Raw genomic sequence first — 2824 nt, 5'->3', positions numbered from 1 at the left:
AGATTGTCTACCACCCTGTTAATGTCCATCATAATCTCAAAGGGTTCTAACTGCGTGATAAAGTTAATATATTCAAAGATATTAACCTTTTGGACATTTTGCAGAAGTTGCTTACCACCCAAGGCGATGGCTGGTACAAAGGCATACATCTCATCTTCTTTGAGTTTGCCATAACTGGCAAGACAGCGGTTAAAGAGAGGGGTGTGGTGGATGTCTCTTTTGTCATAGAGTTTTTTATCTTTGTATGCATCAACACTGACAGCTACGGTTGAGCTAATAGCTTGGTCTCTTTGTGTTAATTGGCGATTATCTTTAATGGTTGGAAAAATACGAATATAATCTAAATGGATGCCTAGACGAGAAGTGGTATGTCGACCCATTACTTCCAAAGTCCCAAACGCCGTTCTACCCAGCACATACCAATCATCGTGGGCATAAAAGGGCGTGGGTTTTAAAATCTCATCCAGCAGGTCAGCATAATCATCAGGATTCACAAGCCAAAATCCGCCATCATCAAAACAAGCAAAGCCGATTTGTTCCCAAAGATACCATAAAGGTCTTGGAAAAAAATCACCATAGGTCTTGATAAAGGCTTGGGTGGGTTTGGCACCTGTTTCTATTTCAACCTTTTCTTCTTCAAGCCAATACTCTATTGCTTCATCAACTTCTTTTTTGGCATCTAATTCTAACGCTTGCATTATTTACACCTTTGTAGTTTAACATTCATACGAGTGTTGGCTCGCTCACTTTCAGGAATTGCTTTGATGGCTTCATCAATAGCACCCACTCGGGTACGCTCTCTGTCCGATGGGCGTATTGTAGCATCATCAGGCACATTTTTCCACAGCTAGCAAACAACGGTTGCACATTTCGCTATTTTTTTCAATTTCGTGGACTGTTTTTTATCGGTGTAATTTTAGGATTTTTATCCCACTCATTAAAAATACGATACTTTAAGAGTAATGCCAGCCAATTTTTTCTTTTGCATGCAATGTGAAGCTTGCCCCCGACAAAAAGTTTTCTATTGCAGGTTGCAGAAAAGGATATTTGGTTGCCAAAACTTTATACCTAGCTCTCAACTCAGAACTCCAATAATAAGAACCGGTTGGCATAAATGCAAAACCATTCGCCACACAATCATATATGTATCTCTCTATTGTTTTTTTAAAATTATCTTTATTAACATCTAATTTTTCCAATAGATTCTCCAAAAAATCTATTTGATTTTTTGGAGGAATTTTGCATGATACTGCTAATGCAATATCAAGCTGTTCTTGAGAAAATGACTTTTTTTCAAAAAATTCTAATATAGATTTTTTATAATAAATAGGGTTCTCATAAATACTTGCATAAAGTGTATCTGTATTCAGATTGGTGTAGTGTGAACTAACCTCATTCTCTAGAGCCAAATAAGAAATTTGATTTGCAAAAAAATCCTCAACCATTCTTGTTGTATAGACATCATTTTGCTCTTTAAAAGAAATTAAAGGGTAAATTAGAATTGCAAACAATAAATATATACACATCAATGTTACAAAAATCAATATTTTACCTTTGAACATTTTTATGCCTCCTAAATGCATCAAATACATGTTTGTCTGAATCCCTAAATCCAGCGTCATTAACTAAAATTTTATGTTCGCCAGCAGAGATGGTTACCCCTTCCGTAATTACGAAACCAGTGTGTCCTGTGGCGTTGCTATAATTAGCCTTATACGAACCTATGTCTCCAGGTTTGGGGGCGCTAAAATAATCCCATCTCGCAGTTAATTTTGTTTTGTCAGCCCAATCCGATGCAAGAGGTGGACCATACTTGGATGTATAGCCTGGAATATATTGACCCACTCCTCTTTCTAACCATGGGGGTGCAAACTCAGGAGCAGTTAATATCAAAATATCATTAACAAACTGACTGCACTTCCATGCTCCAGCTGGAACAAGATAAGTATTATTGCCTTGTAATGTGGGGTGCACTGAAGTTTTGCTAACACCCTTAGCCCAAATTGTACTATTTCTATATTTTAAAGCTGTATCCAAAATTCTTTTGGGAATATCATTTAAATAGACAGTAACATTAGCCTCACTGTCTTGCTTCTGATTATTTATAATAGTTCTTTTTATGTAGGTTATCTGATATAAACCCTCATCTACCGTAAATATTAAATCTTCTTTTGAGCGATCTGGTGTCAAAGGAAGATTTATTCTTAACCAAGAACTTGTTATCTTATAAATGTTGTTTTTATTTAATATGACAGGTTGTTTTTCACCAATCTGTTTATACTGAATAGTATTTCTTGCTCGATTGGTATCAGTTATGATGTAAAAGGTAATATAAAGCTCACCATTTTCTCTAATTCTTCCAGGACCAATAGGTATTTGTATAATACCGTTTCTATCAGAAGTGCCAAGCTTTAATTTTTCCTTAGTAATTGCTGCTTCACCTGAAAATTCACAGAAGAATTCTAGGTTGTTGATTGGATTATTTAGTCTGTCATGAAATATACATTTAATTTTTGTAGACATATTATCATTCCTCCTCGTCTGAAACAATATGAATAATACTCCATCCTTGACCTTCATCTCCTACATAAGCATAAATAGCCTCATCACTGTCTTGCCTATATATTGCGGTCAAACCATCTGAATTGGCAGAACCTTTTAGGATTAATACACCTTCTTCTGAATGAATCCTGTAATCTTTGCTTATAAATGCTTTTTCGGTGTTATTATCAAGGATTTTCATTGCAACATGATACCCATTTTTCATGGGTAAATTATCAGGCAAGCATACCTGCCTAGAAATAACCCTCTCACCCCCCTCCAT

Annotated in this window: 5 protein-coding genes; all 5 read right to left on the bottom strand. The window is 35.8% G+C overall.

The genetic code is table 11. The features are described 5' to 3' along the window. On the bottom strand, nt 1–698 hold a 698-nt coding region (locus tag B0182_RS13650), incomplete at its 3' end, for a T6SS immunity protein Tdi1 domain-containing protein (RefSeq protein ID WP_078275433.1). Beyond that, a complete protein-coding gene (locus tag B0182_RS14490) occupies nt 698–835 on the bottom strand; it encodes a hypothetical protein (protein WP_158079725.1) in 138 nt (45 codons plus the stop codon). The genes B0182_RS13650 and B0182_RS14490, both read right to left, overlap by 1 nt. A 118-nt stretch (nt 836–953) precedes the next feature. Next, complete coding sequence (locus B0182_RS13645; protein WP_078275432.1) at nt 954–1562, bottom strand: hypothetical protein; 609 nt, start codon at nt 1560–1562, stop codon at nt 954–956. Next, nucleotides 1549–2523, bottom strand: coding sequence for a CHAP domain-containing protein (locus tag B0182_RS13640; RefSeq protein ID WP_078275431.1), 975 nt, complete (start codon nt 2521–2523; stop codon nt 1549–1551). The genes B0182_RS13645 and B0182_RS13640 overlap by 14 nt, the downstream gene beginning before the upstream one ends. Before the next feature lie 4 nt (nt 2524–2527). After that, on the bottom strand, nt 2528–2824 hold a 297-nt coding region (locus B0182_RS13635), incomplete at its 5' end, for a hypothetical protein (RefSeq protein WP_078275430.1).

Origin of the sequence: Moraxella bovis, from assembly GCF_002014975.1 — a bacterium.
In the GTDB taxonomy this organism is placed as follows: domain Bacteria; phylum Pseudomonadota; class Gammaproteobacteria; order Pseudomonadales; family Moraxellaceae; genus Moraxella; species Moraxella bovis.
This window is presented reverse-complemented; position numbering and strand designations above follow the sequence as displayed.

What these genes read in the sequence shown, in the direction of transcription:
- B0182_RS13645 (WP_078275432.1), bottom strand. Translation starts at nt 1,562, where the DNA reads ATGTTCAAAGGTAAAATATTGATTTTTGTAACATTGATGTGTATATAT.
- B0182_RS13640 (WP_078275431.1), bottom strand. Translation starts at nt 2,523, where the DNA reads ATGTCTACAAAAATTAAATGTATATTTCATGACAGACTAAATAATCCA.